Source organism: Levyella massiliensis, assembly GCF_000308275.2.
Classification (GTDB): Bacteria; Bacillota; Clostridia; order Tissierellales; family Peptoniphilaceae; genus Murdochiella; species Murdochiella massiliensis_A.
The window spans coordinates 903,576-920,178 of the sequence record NZ_HG529490.1; the positions used below are offsets into that span (position 1 = coordinate 903,576).

General features: G+C 47.1%; 16 protein-coding genes and 14 tRNA genes. 2 read left to right on the plus strand and 28 right to left on the minus strand.

Annotated features, from left to right (window positions below; genetic code table 11):
• Positions 1 to 117: 117 nt before the first annotated feature.
• On the plus strand, positions 118 to 1,023 hold the full coding sequence (locus BN98_RS07895) for a ribonuclease H-like domain-containing protein (RefSeq protein ID WP_019189585.1): 906 nt from the start codon (positions 118 to 120) through the stop codon (positions 1,021 to 1,023).
• Positions 1,024 to 1,070: 47 nt separating this feature from the next.
• Here the strand turns inward: BN98_RS07895 and BN98_RS04100 are convergent.
• From BN98_RS04100 to BN98_RS04215, 24 genes are all read right to left on the minus strand, one after another.
• Positions 1,071 to 1,144: transfer RNA gene (locus BN98_RS04100), tRNA-Ile, on the minus strand.
• A gap of 4 nt (positions 1,145 to 1,148) precedes the next feature.
• Positions 1,149 to 1,220: transfer RNA gene (locus tag BN98_RS04105), tRNA-Trp, on the minus strand.
• 98 nt (positions 1,221 to 1,318) lie between these two features.
• Positions 1,319 to 1,558 carry an acyl carrier protein gene (locus tag BN98_RS04110; protein WP_019189584.1) on the minus strand — a complete coding sequence of 80 codons (240 nt, stop codon included), beginning with the start codon at positions 1,556 to 1,558 and terminating at the stop codon, positions 1,319 to 1,321.
• 98 nt (positions 1,559 to 1,656) lie between these two features.
• Positions 1,657 to 2,349 (minus strand): ABC transporter ATP-binding protein, encoded by a 693-nt coding sequence (locus BN98_RS04115; protein ID WP_019189583.1) that lies wholly within the window; start codon positions 2,347 to 2,349, stop codon positions 1,657 to 1,659.
• Complete coding sequence (locus BN98_RS04120; RefSeq protein ID WP_019189582.1) at positions 2,324 to 3,505, minus strand: hypothetical protein; 1,182 nt, start codon at positions 3,503 to 3,505, stop codon at positions 2,324 to 2,326. Before BN98_RS04120 ends, BN98_RS04115 begins: the two co-directional genes overlap by 26 nt.
• Positions 3,498 to 4,526, minus strand: a complete 1,029-nt coding sequence (locus tag BN98_RS04125) for a hypothetical protein (RefSeq protein WP_019189581.1) — start codon at positions 4,524 to 4,526, stop codon at positions 3,498 to 3,500. Before BN98_RS04125 ends, BN98_RS04120 begins: the two co-directional genes overlap by 8 nt.
• A 41-nt stretch (positions 4,527 to 4,567) precedes the next feature.
• Positions 4,568 to 4,945 carry a hypothetical protein gene (locus BN98_RS04130; protein WP_019189580.1) on the minus strand — a complete coding sequence of 126 codons (378 nt, stop codon included), beginning with the start codon at positions 4,943 to 4,945 and terminating at the stop codon, positions 4,568 to 4,570.
• Positions 4,946 to 5,215: 270 nt separating this feature from the next.
• On the minus strand, positions 5,216 to 6,580 hold the full coding sequence (locus BN98_RS04135) for a M56 family metallopeptidase (RefSeq protein ID WP_019189579.1): 1,365 nt from the start codon (positions 6,578 to 6,580) through the stop codon (positions 5,216 to 5,218).
• Between the two features lies 1 nt (position 6,581).
• Positions 6,582 to 6,965, minus strand: a complete 384-nt coding sequence (locus tag BN98_RS04140; RefSeq protein WP_019189578.1) for a BlaI/MecI/CopY family transcriptional regulator — start codon at positions 6,963 to 6,965, stop codon at positions 6,582 to 6,584.
• Positions 6,966 to 7,117: 152 nt separating this feature from the next.
• A complete protein-coding gene (locus BN98_RS04145) occupies positions 7,118 to 7,825 on the minus strand; it encodes a YlmH/Sll1252 family protein (RefSeq protein WP_019189577.1) in 708 nt (235 codons plus the stop codon).
• Positions 7,826 to 7,847: 22 nt separating this feature from the next.
• Positions 7,848 to 8,789: a YitT family protein gene (locus BN98_RS04150; protein ID WP_019189576.1), complete on the minus strand. Its 942-nt coding sequence runs from the start codon at positions 8,787 to 8,789 to the stop codon at positions 7,848 to 7,850.
• Positions 8,779 to 9,372 carry a dihydrofolate reductase gene (locus BN98_RS04155; protein ID WP_052332298.1) on the minus strand — a complete coding sequence of 198 codons (594 nt, stop codon included), beginning with the start codon at positions 9,370 to 9,372 and terminating at the stop codon, positions 8,779 to 8,781. Before BN98_RS04155 ends, BN98_RS04150 begins: the two co-directional genes overlap by 11 nt.
• A gap of 344 nt (positions 9,373 to 9,716) precedes the next feature.
• Positions 9,717 to 9,789, minus strand: a tRNA-Phe gene (locus BN98_RS04160).
• Positions 9,790 to 9,853: 64 nt separating this feature from the next.
• Positions 9,854 to 9,927, minus strand: a tRNA-Ile gene (locus BN98_RS04165).
• Positions 9,928 to 9,933: 6 nt separating this feature from the next.
• Positions 9,934 to 10,022, minus strand: a tRNA-Ser gene (locus BN98_RS04170).
• 3 nt (positions 10,023 to 10,025) lie between these two features.
• Positions 10,026 to 10,114: transfer RNA gene (locus BN98_RS04175), tRNA-Ser, on the minus strand.
• A gap of 5 nt (positions 10,115 to 10,119) precedes the next feature.
• A tRNA-Lys gene (locus BN98_RS04180) sits at positions 10,120 to 10,192 on the minus strand.
• Positions 10,193 to 10,195: 3 nt separating this feature from the next.
• Positions 10,196 to 10,269 (minus strand) — tRNA-Gln (locus BN98_RS04185).
• Between the two features lie 24 nt (positions 10,270 to 10,293).
• Positions 10,294 to 10,366 (minus strand) — tRNA-Gln (locus BN98_RS04190).
• A gap of 4 nt (positions 10,367 to 10,370) precedes the next feature.
• Positions 10,371 to 10,444: transfer RNA gene (locus BN98_RS04195), tRNA-Arg, on the minus strand.
• An 84-nt stretch (positions 10,445 to 10,528) separates the two neighbouring features.
• Positions 10,529 to 10,601: transfer RNA gene (locus BN98_RS04200), tRNA-Thr, on the minus strand.
• A gap of 26 nt (positions 10,602 to 10,627) precedes the next feature.
• A tRNA-Asp gene (locus BN98_RS04205) sits at positions 10,628 to 10,701 on the minus strand.
• A 16-nt stretch (positions 10,702 to 10,717) separates the two neighbouring features.
• A tRNA-Val gene (locus BN98_RS04210) sits at positions 10,718 to 10,790 on the minus strand.
• A gap of 6 nt (positions 10,791 to 10,796) precedes the next feature.
• Positions 10,797 to 10,868, minus strand: a tRNA-Glu gene (locus BN98_RS04215).
• A 275-nt stretch (positions 10,869 to 11,143) separates the two neighbouring features.
• On the opposite strand from BN98_RS04215, the gene BN98_RS04220 reads away from it, so the two are divergent.
• Positions 11,144 to 12,706, plus strand: coding sequence for an AcpB/EbpR/MafR family transcriptional regulator (locus BN98_RS04220; RefSeq protein ID WP_019189574.1), 1,563 nt, complete (start codon positions 11,144 to 11,146; stop codon positions 12,704 to 12,706).
• Positions 12,707 to 12,826: 120 nt separating this feature from the next.
• On the opposite strand, the gene map is transcribed toward BN98_RS04220, so the two are convergent.
• From map to BN98_RS04240, 4 genes are read right to left on the minus strand one after another with little or no spacing between them, the layout of a single operon-like run.
• Positions 12,827 to 13,633 (minus strand): type I methionyl aminopeptidase, encoded by an 807-nt coding sequence (gene map, locus BN98_RS04225; protein ID WP_019189573.1) that lies wholly within the window; start codon positions 13,631 to 13,633, stop codon positions 12,827 to 12,829.
• An 8-nt stretch (positions 13,634 to 13,641) separates the two neighbouring features.
• Positions 13,642 to 14,007, minus strand: coding sequence for a type II toxin-antitoxin system PemK/MazF family toxin (locus BN98_RS04230; RefSeq protein ID WP_019189572.1), 366 nt, complete (start codon positions 14,005 to 14,007; stop codon positions 13,642 to 13,644).
• Positions 13,964 to 15,301, minus strand: a complete 1,338-nt coding sequence (locus BN98_RS04235; RefSeq protein WP_019189571.1) for an NAD(P)H-hydrate dehydratase — start codon at positions 15,299 to 15,301, stop codon at positions 13,964 to 13,966. Before BN98_RS04235 ends, BN98_RS04230 begins: the two co-directional genes overlap by 44 nt.
• Positions 15,298 to 16,602, minus strand: coding sequence for an amidohydrolase family protein (locus BN98_RS04240; protein ID WP_019189570.1), 1,305 nt, complete (start codon positions 16,600 to 16,602; stop codon positions 15,298 to 15,300). The genes BN98_RS04235 and BN98_RS04240 overlap by 4 nt, the downstream gene beginning before the upstream one ends.
• Position 16,603 lies beyond the last annotated feature (1 nt).

Here is a 16,603-nt window from a genome sequence, read left to right on the forward strand (position 1 = left end):
AATCCTTTCAACGCACTGGCGCGTTTGGCTATACTGATGCCAAGGGCGGACTGTATCCGCCGTTACGAGGAAGATCCCTCACAGGCTCTTTTCCTCTATTCTAGCGAAGGAGTGCTTATGCTTCAAACTGTATCCCACAAAGAAACCCATCCATTGCTTGGCGTCTCGAACGTTGTATTGGATATTGAAACCACCGGATTACGTCGCCAAACGGACAGCGTCTTTCTGATCGGTATCCAAGATCATGAGGCGTTAACGCAATGGCTTGCGCCTACGACGCAGGATGAAGGCGCCTTACTTGAAGCTGCCTTTTCCCGTCTGCGCGATAAAACCGTCATTACCTATAACGGCGATCTCTTTGATTTGCCGTTCTTAAAGGAGCGCGCTGCCCATTGGCAACTGCCGTTCCCCGAATGTCTCTCCGAGGATTGGTATGCCTTTTTCCGAAAAATGCGCCTCTTTTATCGCTTTGCTAATTTAAAGCTTAAAACCTTGGAGCAGTGCGCCGGCGTAACGCGCGAAGATGTATTATCCGGCGCCGAAGTGGCAAAACTGGCGCAATCGCTGGAGGACCCTGCGGCCTGTGACGCTGTCCTTAAACACAATGCAGACGATGTGCGCGGAACGACAAAGCTCTTGCCATTCTTTCAAGCCCAAAAAGGCCGGCTGCGCCCACCTGCTCCTTTCGACGCACTCTTGGAGTCCTTTATGATCAAAGGCGATCGTGCCACCGCTATTTATTACAGCAAAAAGCAAGCACAACCGGTTTGGGATCTGGAAAATAGCTTTGGAAAGCTCTCTTGGGAAGAGCATCACCTCACGATGACGCTTCCCGTGCATCGCATACCCGATCCCGGCAATCCGGATGCCCTTCGGTTCTGCGCCGTGCATCCGGACTATGCTCCGGATGTGGCAAATCCTCCCCTTCCGAAGCCCTTTATTACGCTTTCCTCGCCGGAGGGGGCTTTTGCCGAGAATTTGCACGCCATGCTCCTCGGCCTGTCGGCACCATTACGCCAATAAAAATAGGCATAGAAAAATCCTACACCGTACGGTGTAGGATTTCTGTATGGGCCTGAATGGACTTGAACCAGCGACCTCACGCTTATCAGGCGTGCGCTCTAACCACCTGAGCTACAGGCCCATGACAGGGGCAAGAGGACTCGAACCCCCGGCATTCGGTTTTGGAGACCGACGTTCTACCACTGAACTATGCCCCTATACCGCTCAAGAGGTGCCTCTCAACCGCGTATCAATTGAGTTGACTTGTAGAGTATACCAAAGATTAATACGTCATGCAAGACTTCTTTACGAAAATTTAACGGTTGCTGTCCAAGTTTTCCAGTTCCTCGGCCACATCGCCGATGGTATGCAAATTCGTCAGCACGTCGTCATCAATCTCAATATCAAATTCATCCTCAATATTCATCACCATCTCAACCAGATCCAATGAATCCGCATCCAGATCGTTGATGATATCCGTATCGGCATTGAGTTTTTCCTTGGGCACTTCCAAATTCTTGGAAATAAGATCAATGACGGTTTCCAAATAATCCATGGTTCCTCCTTCGAACACAGTGATGATAACACCCGTATTTTACGAAGTTCCCGGTTTGCTGTCAAGACGGAGGATGTTTTGCCGTTGCCCCAAAGCATTTACATTTTCTCTGCAAACGCGGTGTGACTCCCCGCAGTTTCGGTCATGCGCCCGTCCTTCAGATGCCAGATACGCTCGCAGTAACCGGCTACTTCCTCATCGTGTGTGACAAGCAGAATGGTCTTACCGGCACGATGCAACCGTAACAGCAATTCCATAATACCGCGTGAGGTCGCACTGTCTAAAGAGCCCGTGGGCTCGTCCGCTAAAATGATTTCGGGATCCGTGATGAGCGCCCGAGCGATGGCCACCCGTTGCATTTCCCCGCCGGATAGTTCCCGCACCTTGCGCTTTTGAAAATCGGGAATTTGACACAGTTTCAAAACCTCCTTAAGCGCAGGTGTCTTCTTTTTATGCGCAAAAAGGAGTGGCAATGTGACATTGCTCGCTACCGATTCATTGGCTAACAGCGCAAAGTTCTGCAGAACGATGCCTACGTGTTTGGCGCGAAAACCGGCCATTTGATGCTCTTTAAAGCGCGTGACATCTTCTTTTCCGTAACGAACGATACCGGATGTCGGCTTATCCAAGAGTCCCAACACGTTTAGCAGGGTGGTCTTGCCGGAGCCGGATTTTCCCATGATCGCTACCATATCACCATCATGAATGGTACAGCAGATGTCCTTCAGTACATGATTTTCATTGTGTTTTCCCGGATGATATACTTTATTGACGTTTTCTAATTGGATCATAATTTTCTCCCCGCAAACGATAATAGATTGGTAAGGAACAAACAACAGACATAAGGAAACTACCTATCACGAGAAGCAGCAACGTACTGCCATCCAGCAAGTAGCGATACTGTCTTCCTGCCGTGTCCAAGTGATATAGGATCTGCATGCCGATAAAAAGAATGAGGATGGCAAAGAGCATGATGAAAAATGTCATGAAAAAGTAAGCCAACGCGCAGAGACGCCGCGATGCACCGCACAACCGATACACTTTAAAGTCCCCATAGATTCTTCGTGTATTAAGAAAAGTCATGCTCAAGAAGCCGAAAAACAGCAACAAGGAAACCGTGGCTATAAGCGGCATATCCGTTTGAATACGATCGGCAATGATTTTGTGCGAATTTTCGATCAATTGCGGAATAGAATACGTCGGAAATTGGATATCACTCGCCTCCACCACCTTGTTCAAGGCGCTTAGCGTTATCGACGGATCAAAATAATACAGATGAAACGCTTGGCTATTGCCCTTAATGGACTGCGAACAGGCTAAAAAATACGTTGGATACAGAAAGCGATTTTCAAACAGGATGGATACATCAAAACCTGAACCTGTGACCATTCTTCGCCCATCGGCCAAAAGCAACGCCTCATCGACCTTGGCTTCTCCGACAATGCGTAATTGCTCTGCATAGGGTTGATGCACCGTCAACACATCACCTATCTTAAAATTATTCTTTCCATCTGAACGATTGCGTACCATTAACACTTCGAGCACCCCTTTTTTTACCTCCGGAACCGGAAGTCGTCCATTCGAAACCGGCGGGAAAAAGAGTTTTGCCGTAAAGGAATCATAGATACTGATCATAGCATCAGCCACTTCCGGCGGTAAATTATCGCTGTAATTTTCCGCGATTCCCCGAAAGCCTTGCGCGTTTTGAAGCAGAGGCACTACGTTATCCTGCCCCCGGTTCAAATCGGAAGACGGCGAATAGGCGATAACCGCGCGCGACAGAGCCGGCCTTTCTTGTACAAAGGCAAGGCGATCATCTAATTCCCGGTAGCGATTATACGCGCCGATAATCATAAAGAGAGCTAGGAGTGTTTCCAAGAGAAACAATATCGTAAACACCCAATTTTTACGCATCAGGCGTCCAATGACAGATAGAAAATTACACATCGCTATTCTCCTTTAAATCCAGTAGCATGCCACGGGATAGGCCAATTTTTGCCATGATGCGCGTTGCCACATACACCAAAGCCGTACTTGTCACAAACAATACCAACACCTCTGCCAGCGGAAAATAAGGAGAAAAGCCGCGGGTTATGATCCAGCTGGTGCCCGCTGCCACCAAAAAGGCAATCATGCTGTAAATCGTCATCTCTTCCCCAATCAACGCCGAGGCCAAGCGCTTAGACATTCCTGCCAGACGGAAGATGTTAAGATTCTTTTTGCGCGATTCCAAAAAGTAGTAAAACACAAAAAGCAAGTTCAACAATAAAAAGCCAAAGATAAAAAATAGGAACATCAGCATGGTCAATTGATATTGCGGCAATAAATCCGTCTCAAACGATGGCAGTTCCACGTTTTCTATCGTCACCCCGGTCTGCCGGATCGCATCGATAAGCTGTTCCATTTGATACATCGTTGGAAAGCCTTCCAGATACAGTTTCACCGCTACCGGTTCATCGGCAAGGGCATCAAACAAAGCGCCGCTCATAAAAAATTGCTTGGGCATGTCCTTCGTGTCTAACGAGCGAAGGCCTTCTTCTCCAACGATGTCTAACGTCTTCTTACCAAAGTCTATAGATTGTGTTTGAAATAATTTCTTGTACCCTCTGGGCGCAATAATCCCCTCCGAATGCCCTTTCAAGGCGCGATTTTCTCTCTCATATAAAGGCTCTGTTGTTGTTAGAAATTGGCTTCCTTCCGCTATTTCGCCAACGGCGAAAGCATAATAGGCAATGTCCTTTTGCTCCGTAATTTTAGCAAGATTTCCCTTCTTCCAATCCGGCACCGTAAAACGAACCGGAAACCGATAATTTCCGTTCTCGTTCAACACGCTCCGGACAAAATGCACGATATCCTGATTCGTTGAGGAAAGCAGTACAAAATAGGAGATGAAAAAGCTGAGCATTATGACGAGCGGCACGTAAAGAGGGCGCGCTAAGATCTCAAAATAACGGTATCGCAGTTTCATAGAATTGTAGGGCGGGGATCCCCCTCCCTCCTCCTTTATAATTACTTAACGTAAAGATGTAAATCTCCTAAGCCATTAACTGTTTCCGCATAAGAGCCGTCATCAAAAAAGTCGACGCCTGGAATTTCAACAATAGCCCGTGGCCCGGAGTCCGATTCACTAGAGTTTCCTGATATGGCAAGGCAATATGATTTTTTGTACGAAGTTCCATAAATTTCCGCCTTCAGCCAAGCATCATCATTGGGTCGCCAAGTGCCATAGTCATATCCCACATACATGCTATTCCCACTCAAAGAGTTACTTTTATCTCTTGGAACGTTAGCAGTCTTTGAAAAAGCATATGCCCCTCCTATACCCCCCAGTAACAATGTGACGGTAAAAGTAATAACTAACAATTTTTTGATTTGTTTTCGATACATAGAACTTCTCCATTCATTTATAGTTGAAGATTTTCTGCTTTTTGTAGCCTTCACTGCGTATGAAAAGTAATTTCACAAAACTTTTTCCCTCTTTAAGCCCGCTTCTGCTTTTAACACCTTCCTGTGCCAATTGTTACGTCCGTTTTTTCCCTTGCTGTCGATTCGTCTATAAGACTCTGATCCTATTCAAATAGCATCATCTCTTGTTTTTATTCGCGTGATTAAATCATTTTTCTTGCGATCCACTAGCAGAATAATTTTTGACCCCCCTCATTTTCTATAGCTGTTGATTTTTATCTGATAAGTCAAGGAATATGTGGAATCGTTTTTAACGATGACTTCATACACGCTATTATTATCTGCATTTACAGCAAGGATGGTTGCCTTGTTGAATCGCTCATTATATATCGTATTATCATTTTCTTTAATAATTAGTGAATATTTTAGCCCATCCGTGCATTTCATGTTGCTCATCTTAACCGTAAAACCTTCGTGTTTCGAGCCGGTCCAAGAGTCCATATTAAATTGATAGGATTGATAAGCCAAGCCTTTCAACGTATTACTGGAGTCAATGTTTGCCGCTCTGATTTCGGTGAAGAAAACACGACTCAAATGTAAATTGTTATATTCTTCTTCGCTTATTAGTCTGACTCTAGAATTCTCACGACTCAGGTCTTCTACAGGTTTGACGATTGATACAACCTGATGTTTATCTACTTGGCTTACTTCAGCAAAGGCGGTGGATGAAATTAAAAACACAAAAAGGAAAACGTATGTTCCTATTCTAGTCGCATGCCATTGTTTCATGACTATCATCCTTTCCATTGTTGGATGGAATTTCATTCCCTCTGCGAGATAATCTTTTTTTCCCAACAAATTGAGCATAGAGTTGCAGTATTGCTTTCGATGAGATACACTATCGCCTATATTTTGAATCACTAACTTATCACATAGAATTTCTATATCTTCTTCCATATATCTCAGCGCTGCCCAGATAATCGGATTAAACCAGTAGAAACAAATAATCAAATTCTTTAAATGTTTCCATACCATGTCAAAGTTTCTTATGTGTATTAGCTCATGCATCAATACATGCTGTAATAAAGTATTGTCCTCTAATACTTGATTCTGCAGAACGATTTTTGGATAAAGCACGCCATATGTAACTGGGACATTGATATCATCATTAATGAGTAGAGTTACCTTCCGTCTTAAATGGAACTGTTTTACTACCTTCTCTATCCTGCTATCCTCGTTGAGTATGGAAGCGCCTGCCATCGCCTTATTTCTTTTCCGTATCTGAAGGAAGGTGTATGCCACCATCAAAGAAGCGACAACGAGTCTGTTCATTTTTGATAATATGCCGCCCAACACCCTCTCTATAGTCTGCCCAAATTCGTGCATCAATAATAGTGGGTTCAATAACAGTCGTGGTAAAGTTGCTTCTGAAACTTGAATACGACAAAAAACTTCGTATGGCACAATTAGATATGCGAACAGAAGCATCCAAAGAAACCAATTAGCTCTTCTGAAGCTGATTACATTTAGTTTTTTTCTAAGCAAAAGAATTAGAATAATGAGGAATGTACCTCTTATGCCTTTGCTTAATGTTGAAACGACAATAATTGAAGTCATATCATTCTTCTTCAGTTTCAAAATGATCAATCAGATGTCGCATTTCTTGAAGTTCGTCCTTCGAGACTTTTCTTTCGTTTAAAAACGACTGACAAACGTTTAAAAGAGAGTCTTGAAATAAAAATCGGATGGCATCCGTTCTCTGCTTCTTCAAAGCGTCTTCGCTTGAAATACTTGCCTTCAATATGTATTTTGGGCTTCGTCTAACAAGGGCTCCTTTTTTTAGTAATCTTCCAAAAAAAGTATAGCAAGACGTTTTGGGGAATCCATACTTTTTATTAAGCCATTGATATAGCTCAGATGCGCGAATTTCGCCATTTTCATCTAAGCACTCCCCTTCCCAAAACTCTTGCATTACCGTTAACTCGCCTTTTGAAAACTCCATACCTATCACCCAAATAATTCGTTATCATGAGATTTCTAAGTTGCGCTTAAATAATATTTTCAAGTTGAGTATAATCTGCCAATAGGATGTCTGTCAAGCAGAAATCGTGGATTTAACAAAATCTTAACGTTTTCCCGTAGATAGAAAAAACCTTACAGATAGCGACGAATTCCCATCACAAACGATTCTTTTCGAGTGCGTCGCAAAATACTCCCGCACTGCACTTTACCGTGATGGCGAAAGGAGACGCGACACGGCGGTTTTATGGTGACAGCAACGCGTTTTTCTTCCGCCCCATCGATGAAAACCAAGCCTCCCCGAATGGCTTCTTGTGCCGCTGCCCGCCCGATATGAAATACCGTGGAGACAAATCGATCCAGCCGAAGCGAGCTTAACACCACCTCTTCCTCGGCAAACTTGGGAGTGGCTTCCTCCGGCAGTGATGGAAGGATCGCCGTGTGGACCACATGCCTGCCGATGGCAAAGCAGTGCGTCAGAAAAAAATCCGCCATAGCGCGCTTAATGACCACATACGCCTTCTTGTCAGTCGGAAAAATATCGCCTACCACCCGTCTCTCAATGCCAAGCCCCATTAAGGCGCCCAAAATATCCGAATGGCGCAGCGTCACCGCACCATCCGGCACAATTTCCAGCACGGCAAGTTGTGCATCGCCATTGCCAAAATGCACACAACAGCGTTCTCCGTCCTCCGGTACCACGCGCGGCGAGGCATAGCTTAATTGGGATTGGATGTTTCGAAACGTCGCCAGTTCCTCCGGCATTAAGAAATCCGTTTCTGTATCGCTGCCTGTCTCCGCATATTGTGCAGCCAGATCGTAGAAGCGATCCTCACTTTCCATAGCGTTCCCTTCGTCTCGTTCGTTACTCGAGCGGTTCAATATAGAAGCGCCCTTCCAACTCCTCCGAATCCGCAATATTCATAAACACGGTCTGGTCCGTCTGTTTCAGATAGCGACGAATGGCAGGCATATCCGTTTTGCTCACGACCATATAGATCAGATAACGCGGTTCCTGGCTGTAATTGCCAATGCCTTCAAACACCGTCACGCCGTGATTCGTAAGTTCTCGTAAATCGCGGGCAATCGGCTCGCGCTCATTCGCAATGATAAATAGCGTCTTTCTTTGATAGCGTGAATGCAGTTGATTCACGATCATGGTGGAGCCGAATTGATACACCATGGAATACATCGCCGGCTTCGCCCCAAACAGCACACCAGAAATAATCAGAATGCACACATTGAACAGGAAGATATAGTTCCAGGTAGCGATGTTGTACTTGGTTGAAGCAATCATCGCTACAAAATCCGTACCGCCACCACTGGCATTGGCATTCAGAGCCAGCGCTGCGGAAACACCATTAAATACTGCCGCAAAGATCATATTCAACACAAGATCATCCACCAAGTGAAATTTAGGCAGCATGTCGACAAAAAGCGAAAAAGCCACTATGTACACGATCGAAAAGGCAAAAAACTTTCTTCCCACGATGAAAAATGCCAATAACGCCGGCAGGACGTTGAGAGACATATTGAGCACGAAGAAGGAAATATCGATATGAAAGAAGGTGGTCAAAATATTCTGCAATAGCAATGAAACGCCACCGAATCCTGCGGGCAGCATGCCGGAAGGATGCAGAAATACATTGACGCCAATCGCACATAATAGCGCCGATAGTATCACCTTGCAGAGTCGCCATCCGTCTTTCTGGATGGTTTCGCGATATGGGCCAAACATTTGAAATAACGCTCGCGCAGTAAACTTCTCATGCGGTTTTCTTTTTTGCATTCTCTCGTTATCGTTCATCCGCATCCTTCTCCTTTCCGACGGCATGCTGTGCTTGTTGTGGCACGCCATGATCTTTTTCGGCTTCTTTCCGGTTCTTTACAGCAATGCGCTTGTAATGATAAATTTGCCAGTGCAAACCCTTGTATTCTCCGCTTTCGCCTTTATCCACCAGTTGAAATTCTTCCGAGGTATCAAAATCGGGAATCCAGGTATCTGCCTCAGGGAAAGTGGCATCCACACGGGTCAAAATCGCTTCGTCAATCAAATCCCACAAACTTTTTACCAATCCGCCGCCGCCTACATGGAACACTTTTCTCGTTTCGTCCGGATTTTCCTCCGCCAACAACGTCTCTAATGCCTCCCGATCATGCACCACACGCAAGTTTTCGCTCTCCTCACGTTCCTGACGTGTCATCACCACATTAAGCCTGCCCGGCAATGGCTTACCGCCAGGCAAAGATTCCAGTGTCTTTCTCCCCATCACCACGATATGGCCCATCGTCGTGTTCTTAAAATGATGCAAATCATCGGGGATGTGAAAGAGCATATCGCCCTTATTACCAATGGCAAATCGATTGTCGCATGCGATTAATAAAATCAAATCGTCCTCATTTCTATCGTCCGCCTGCCCGATCTTTATCGGCTTAATCTTTCTATGATTATCATACCCTCTTGTTAAAAATCTATGAAGATTCGGAACGCGCATTACGACGGCTTTTCGAAATTATGCATTTTACCGCCGTAATCGGGAGGCAGCTTTTACGGCGGCTTTCCGCGCTTTTCCCATTTGCCCCCCCGTAATTTGGACCGCACAACAGATTAAGCCGACAGGTCTGATGTGAATACCGCTCGTGAAGGCCAGCCTGCAAAGCCTAGACAGCTTAACGCCGTCTGGTGAGCTATCCGAGTACGAAAAAAACTCCGCCGAAGCGGAGCTTTTCCTTATGCCCAGAGCAGGAATTGAACCAGCGACACAAGGATTTTCAGTCCTTTGCTCTACCGACTGAGCTATCTGGGCAAATATCTGTTGTATTTTACCACGTGCTCTGCCGAGGGGCAAGCAACGCGAATGGATATCAATTTGGGCCATCAGGGACTCGAACCCGGGACGAACCGGTTATGAGCCGGCTGCTCTAACCAACTGAGCTAATGGCCCTAACATCGGAGAAGGAGGGATTCGAACCCTCGCACCGCTCATCACGGTCTACTCCCTTAGCAGGGGAGCCCCTTGAGCCACTTGGGTACTTCTCCGAATGGCGGAGAGAGAGGGATTCGAACCCCCGTGAGCTTGCGCCCTAACGGTTTTCAAGACCGCCCCGTTATGACCGCTTCGGTATCTCTCCAAGGCTGACCCATCGGGGATTCGAACCCCGGACACCCTGATTAAAAGTCAGGTGCTCTACCGGCTGAGCTAATGGATCATACTGGGGTAGCAGGACTCGAACCTGCGAAATGCTAGAGTCAGAGTCTAGTGCCTTACCGACTTGGCTATACCCCATCATTGAGACTGTTTAATTGTCAACTGGGGTAGCAGGATTCGAACCTACGAAATGCCAGAGTCAAAGTCTGGTGCCTTACCGCTTGGCTATACCCCATCAACGCGCCCACGAGGATTCGAACCTCGGACACACGGCTTAGAAGGCCGTTGCTCTATCCGACTGAGCTATGGGCGCATAGGAAGATGAAAGGCCATCGGTCGATTCATTCCTTTGCCCATTGTCTTTTGCTGATGGAGACTTACGCCTTACATCATCAAAAGCTGGTGAAAGGACTTGAACCCTCAACCTACTGATTACAAGTCAGTTGCTCTACCGATTGAGCTACACCAGCATTTCATCTGCACCCGCAAATGAAAACGACCCGGATGGGCTTCGAACCCACGACCTCCAGCGTGACAGGCTGGCATTCTAACCATCTGAACTACCGGGCCAAAATTGAATTGAAAATGGGCGCTACAGGGCTCGAACCTGTGACCCCCTGCTTGTAAGGCAGATGCTCTCCCGACTGAGCTAAGCGCCCATTAATTGACCCTACCCGGATTCGAACCGGGGATACCGCCGTGAAAGGGCGATGTCTTAACCGCTTGACCATAGGGCCTCAATTAAAGTTACTCAAACAGTATAGCAATGTGATGGCAGGTTGTCAAAATTTTTTTATGTCTTTTTTACGCGTTCTTTTTTTAGAACATCGGGTGACATTATCAAAACTAGATATTTATGCGTATTATTTCCTGCTTATTCTACTGATTTCATCAAATTATGAAATTATTGTTCTCTACATAACGCCTTGATATAATGAACGGGAATAATGCGCGAGTAAATACATATTGAAATGTAAATTATACCACCGAATACATTACGGGGAGGTAAGTTATGCGAGAGTTGATTTCAAACGCCGAAAACAGGCGTTTATTTCTATTGGAATACTTTATTTATGGAAGCCCGTGTGTCGCTGTAGAAGATCTCAAAAAAACCTTAAACATGTCGGACAGCACCTTAATTGCCGACATTGAGAAAATGAAAGCCATGTATCCGGATCTCTCGCTCAGTATTTCCGACGGCAAGATTCGGGCCTATTTTGCACCCACTTTTCAAGCGCCGTCAATCTATGTTCCGATTACACAGAATAAGTTGATCTTTCGATTGGTAACACGCATCTTTTTCGAAGAGAATCTGTCGCTAACGACACTGGCCGTCCAGGAACACGCTTCGGTTTCTTCAGCCTATCGTGTGGTGCATGACTTTAATGCTATTGCCGAAAAGCAATATCAGGTACATATTGAGAACAACCCATGCCACATGGTAGGCACCGAAAACGCCATTCGTGCCTTCTATCGCGATTTCTTTTTGGAGGTCTATACGGGAGAAAGTCAGCCGTTTTCCGTGGATATCTTGCATGCCTGTCGAGAGTTTATCAAAGACTTCTCCCCTTTCCTGCAGGAACTGACACATCTGTGTCCACGCATGACGCTAGGATTTATGATTGCAACCGCCGTCACTCGCATCCTGCAAGGGCATCGCATCAAAGATCTGAAGCCATCGCAAGATTTTAGAAAACTGTATGCAGAATTCTCTAACAAGCCGGATTTTGAAGCGATTCAGAATCACTATGAGCGCTGCTTGGGAATTAAAATCACAGAGGAAAGTTTAGTTGATATTTTCTATCCTACGCTCAATGAGGGGTATCGCCTGCAAAATCATCCGAACAAAGAGACCAAGGCGGATCAGATCATCAAACAGATGCTCAATGACTTAGCGCAAGAGAATGATATTCCTCTAACAAGGACAACAGAGCTTGCCAACAGCATCAGCAATGGTCTCTTCTTGGCAAATTATGGCTGTTTTCATCCGGTAATCATTTTTAATGGGGCTGCCATTTTATGCATGAGTGCCTGGCATAATCATAAAGTTTTTGCACAAAGCGCCCTGCGCCATCTCCAAGACTTACAAGAGAAAATTAACAAAACGAGCAACCAGGCTAGCTCCATTTATCTGTTTTATATCCTACTTGGGTCATGGCCTGATCTGTTACGCAATCTGCGTCTTAAATATAAAAAACTACATGTTAAGATCGAAAGTCACCTAGGACCGGCGCATGAACATTTCGTAAAGGAGACGCTACTGCGCTTCTTCAACAGCTTTGCCGATTTTGAATTGTATACCGATGCTTTGGAAGAAGCGGGAGCGCCCAAAACGATTGATTTGCTCATCACAAATTTTTCACACCCGAACCTCAGCGGAGATAAGATTGAATATACCTTCCATATCCGTGATAACTTTCTCAGCAGTGAAGCCTTGTTTGAAATCGGCGATATGATTCGCAATATCTACAACGAACGCAATGGGCTCGTTTTAGATATACAAACCTTTATGCGCCTCTTTCATCGCTTTGAAGGCATGGGAAAAGACTTGCCCTTTGCTAAATCAGAAGAGTAAAACAACAAATGCAGCCACTGTTGTACCACGGCAAAAGCAAATAAAAAAAGAGTCGGCATGCCGACTCTTTTTTCTTGTTGTCCTCTCGAGGCGAATCCGTTTCCTTTCCCTCTCGATTTTTCAATCGAAAGGATAGGAATCGATCCAGGCTATTTCCTCATCGGTAAGCGAAGTCTCGGACTGCTCCGTCAGGACTTCCGGCGGGCCGTCAGGACGTACGGCCATAGTGTGCTCATACTGACAAGATTTTTTGCCGTCTGCCGTACGCGCCGTCCAGCCGTTATCATCCATTTTCACATGCCAAGTCCCTGCATTAATCATCGGTTCCACTGTCAGCACCATATTGGGTTGCAGACGAATGCCGCGATGTTTGGTCACGTAATGCAGTACCTGTGGATCTTCATGCATCTCTTTACCGATACCATGACCAATAAAGTCACGCACCACCGAAAATCCCTGCGCTTCCACAAAGGGCTGAATGGCCTGACCAATGGCCACCAGGCGATTGCCGGCACGTACCGCATCAACGCCGCGATACAACGCTTCCTTGGTCACGTCCATCAGTTTTTGGTCTTCCGCCGACATTTTGCCAATGCCGTAGCTCCAGCAAGAATCAGCTAAATGATCGTGATAGCGTACAACGTTATCGATGGAAAGAATATCGCCATCTTCTAATCGGCGCTCATCCGGAAATCCGTGGCACACGGCGTCGTTAACGCTCATGCAAAGGGCATAGGGAAAACCTTCATACCCTTTTTGCTCTGGTGTGGCGTCTTTATAGTGCATGAATGCCTCCGCAAAAGCATCCACGTCCAATGCTCGAAGGCCCGGTCGCAAAATGCGCTTCAAGGCCAAATGCGTTTTGCAGAGAATAACCCCTGCTTCTTTCATTCCTCGAATCTGTTCTTCTGTTTTAATCGTAATCATGTGACTTCCTATCGTTTGCGTTGATTCATGGACACCAGGCCAATGGATACGCCCAATGCCTCATCAATCTTTTCCATAGTTTCTTCATCAAAAGCCCCCAGCTTTTGCTGCAGGCGTTTTTTATCAATGGTGCGCAGCTGCTCCAACAGAACAACCGAGTTTTTCGGCAAATCCGTCCGATCCGATACGCGGACATGTGTCGGCATGCGGTTTTTGTTGGTTTGTGAGGTGATGGCGGCAACGATCAGCGTCGGACTATATTTGTTCCCGATGTTGTTCTGCAGTACCACCACCGGGCGTATGCCTCCCTGTTCGGAACCCACCACGGGGTCAAGATCGGCAAAAAAGAGATCCCCTCGCATCACTTTCTGCATGCTCTTCCCCTTTCTCTCCTTCGGCTCGCAAAGCCTCAAACCATCGAAACGCATTCGGAATATGCGCCACAATATCTGACGCAATCATGCTTTCTTCTCCCTTGTCCGCTGCAGCAAACTCCCCCGCTATGCCATGAAAGTCACAGGCTAAACGCGCGGCAGTCATCGTCGGATAGCCATAGCCTAAAAAGGCAGCCATCATGCCGGTTAACACATCACCGGCACCTGCCGTAGCCATGCCCGGCGTCCCCGACGGATTATGATGTAGACTATTGCCGTCGGTAATGACGGTATGGTCCCCTTTTAGCACCACATAAGAAGCATAATCCTTGGCAAAACGAGACGCAACCGTATCACGCGCTTCCTGTACCTGCTTGACCGAAAGGCCGATCAAGCGACTCATCTCCATTTCATGCGGAGTTAAGACAACCGCTTGCGAAGCCGTTCGTAATGCTGCCGTTTGTTTCGCAATGGCATTTAACGCATCGGCATCCAGGACGAACGGTGCCTTTTGTTCCTGCAAGAGAGTGGCAATCAAATTGCTGGCGTCCGGGAAACGACCCATGCCCGGACCGATGGCCACACTGGTGCAATCGTTGATAGCAGCAAGGATGTCCGGCAAGCTCGCTTGCGTAAAATGCCCGGTTCCTTCATCCGAGACGCCCTTTACAATGCCTTCAAGCATCTTGTTTTGCACAATCGGCACTAAACTTTCGGGTACGACCACATACACCAGCCCCGCTCCGCTGCGCAAAGCCGCATAGGCTGCTAGGCAAATTGAGCCAGCCATGCCGCGTGAACCGCCTACCAGAGCCACTTTGCCGTATTGTGTTTTATACCCGCGGCGATCCCTTCGCAGCAAGGAGAGCGCCAATTCCTGATGATAGATTAGATCTTTTGCTTGCACAAAAGGTGCCGGTAGCATTTGTACCTTGTTTTTATTCTCCAAAACGCACACGGCTACGGCCACGCCTGCATCATGGGTGATGGAAAGCATTGCCGTTTTGTTTTCCTTCGCTAACATGTCGCCAAAAACGCCTTTCGCCTGTAGTGCCGGACGCCCGTTATTCGCATGCATTACCTCCACATCGCTAAAAAGATGCGGATACATGCCGACGCCAAGCGCTTTAGCAAGGGCCTCCTTAGCCGCATAAATCCCCGCGGCAGCGGCGATCGGATGCGGGCTATGTTCAATATAGCACCGTTCCGCTTCCGTGAAAATGCTATGTTGAAAGTGCGGCTTAGCGTACGTTTTTTCCATACGCGCAATTTGTACAACATCGACGCCAATCATGCCTGCGCTTCCTTCCTTTGCAGTAAGGCATGACGCGACGCTTCGGCGCGCTGACGAATGTCTTCCACATCCGTGTTCGGAAAGGCACCGTCTTGCATCAGGATACGCCCATCTACCATCGTTAAACGGACATCCGCAGAAGACGTGGCGTAGACCAGTGCCGCTTCCACGTCCTCCGGTCGCGGGGTATGACGCACATTATTAAAATCAACCAGAATGAGATCCGCTTTTTTGCCCACTTCAATACTTCCTAGGGCATCCTCCTGGCCGATGGCATGCGCCCCGCCTCTGGTAGCCAAGTAGAGCATTTGATGCGCCGATGCTGCTGTCGGATCCAGCGTATGCCCCTTTTGCAGCAGAGAGCCGACCATCATATCGCGGAACAGATCCTGTGTGTTATTTGAACTGGCGCCGTCCGTGCCGATCGCCAAAGGAATGCCTCGCTCGGCTAGTTCCATGAACGGCATGAAGCCGCTGGCTAATTTCATGTTGCTCACGGGATTGTAGACGCAGGTGGCACCACTTTCGGCAATGAGGTCGCGATCCCGCGCATCCAGCCATACAGCATGCGCCAAAATCGTCGTCGGACCTAATAGCCCCGCTTCGTGCAGTAATGTCGTGGGCGATACGCCGTAGCGTGCACGGCACGCTTCATCCTCCTGTCTGGTTTCCGCAACATGGATGTGAAAGCCAACGCCCAAGGCATCGCCCAACGCTTTGACCTTTCGTAATGTATCCGGAGAACAGGTATAGACCGCATGCGGGGCTAATAATACACGAATGCGATCCTCCGCACCATGATGGTACGCCATGAGGCGCTTCACTTCGGCCGGACGTTCTTCTTGGACACTGTTGTCCGTAAAACCAGGACAAAGTACCGCTCGCATCCCGATTTCTTTCACCGCCTTGGCGATGGCATCTTCTTCCATATACATATCCACAAAGGTTGTGGTGCCGCTGCGCAGCATCTCCAGCATACTGAGCTTTGCCCCTGCAACCATGTCCTCGGGTTGCATGCGATCTTCCAGCGGCCAGATATAGTCTTCCAGCCACGATTTTAACGCCACATCATTTCCGAAATTGCGAAACAAGCTCATGGAAATATGCGTGTGCGCATTAATCAAGCCAGGCATCAGAACATCTTCCCTACAATCAATGACGCGATCGACGGCATCCTCTTCCGTTGCGTTTTGCGAAATCGCGGTAATGATTCCGTCCGTCACGTCCACTTGCGCATGATGAAGAATATCGCCTGCATGATTCATGGTTAAAACGGTAGCATTTTGAAATCGTGTTTTCATG